The following is a 1,447-nucleotide window of genomic DNA, read 5'->3' on the forward strand; positions in this document are numbered from 1 at the left end:
GCCGGCGGGGCGTAGCCCCGTCCTTTACCGTTGAGAGCCCCCTGCTAGGCTTTAGCCTAGCGCACCATTATATAAGAAAAGAAGATTTATCCACAGAAAATCTCTATAACCATTGATATGATAAGGTTTATTGAGATTTTGCTTGTAGTAGTTTTCTACAACAAATATAGTAGAAAACTACTACAAAACTCTTATTTGTTGTTATTTACTTACTAATATGGTAATATAACAACAACGTTTGTGTTAACTTATGGATACAAAGGAGAGATAACAATGAAAGACAGATATGGAACTATATATCGTGGTAAACAAACGTTATTAGACCATGATACAGGTGAATTAATCGAAGTTGATAAGATATACCGTAAACAAGTAGAAGGGAACTTTGTTAAAGCGTATATTAAAGGATTAGTGATGATGTTAGATGTAGTGGGTGGGGGTAAACTCAAAGTAGTGAATTATCTACTAGATAACCTAAGACTCTCAGATAACAAATTAGTAGCCACTACAAGAGAAATAGCAGAAACTACGGGGGTAAGTACCAAAACGGTCACAGAAACGCTTAAAATGCTTCGTAAGGGCAATATAATCAAAAGGAGAACTGGAGTACTTATGCTCAACCCACAAATACTATTACGTGGAGATGATGAAAAGCACAAATACTTACTAGTGGAGTTTGAACAATTCGACAGAGATAACGAAGATGAACATGCTTATGATGAGTATCAGAGCTTTGAACAAGAAAAAGAGCTTTAATCAATTAGAACTGTGATCTAATTAATTAAAACTCTCCTAAGCACTACAAATCATAACATAAAAAATCGGTAGGGACTAGCTGAAGCTAGTCCCTTATTTAAAACCATAAAACCTAAAACCAAAACCCCGCTTTGACGATAGCAGCGTTGCAAACACTGCTATCTTACAAACCGACGGCAAGCAGTAACTGCGGACTACATTCTTCGAATTTCGTCCTTGTTCGCTTGCAAGGGGCTTGCCCCTTTGAACCCCAAGGAACATTCATGCGTTCGCGTTCATGCCATGCTAAAGCATAACAAGGGGCTACCCACAGTCAAGGGTTTCGCTATCGCTCATCGGCTCCGCCGACTTACGCCCTTGACTGCGGGTCCTTCGCCCCTTGTAACCCCATGCGACCGTCAAGGCAATCCAATGGATTGCCTTGCCTTACGCATGGCATGAACGCATTGACGCATTCATGCATTGGGGCATTGACGCATTATCTTTTCTGTAATGGTGCGCTAGGCGTCAAGCCGAAACCTTTGGTTTCGGCGCAACGCCGGGGGTGCAGGGGGCGCAGAATCGACGGTCAAGGATGCGTAGCACCGGCACGAAGTGCCGGCGGGGCGTAGCCCCGTCCTTTACCGTTGAGAGCCCCCTGCTAGGCTTTAGCCTAGCGCACCATTATATAAGAAAAGAAGATTTATCCACA

The 1,447-nt window shown here is 42.7% G+C and carries 1 protein-coding gene; it reads left to right on the forward strand.

The features are described 5' to 3' along the window. The first annotated feature begins 273 nt into the window (after positions 1-273). Positions 274-756, forward strand: a complete 483-nt coding sequence (locus ACIQWG_RS40810) for a replication/maintenance protein RepL (RefSeq protein ID WP_391139977.1) — start codon at positions 274-276, stop codon at positions 754-756. Positions 757-1,447 lie beyond the last annotated feature (691 nt).

It is taken from the genome of Streptomyces sp. NPDC098781 (genome assembly GCF_044759995.1).
GTDB lineage: Bacteria > Actinomycetota > Actinomycetes > Streptomycetales > Streptomycetaceae > Streptomyces.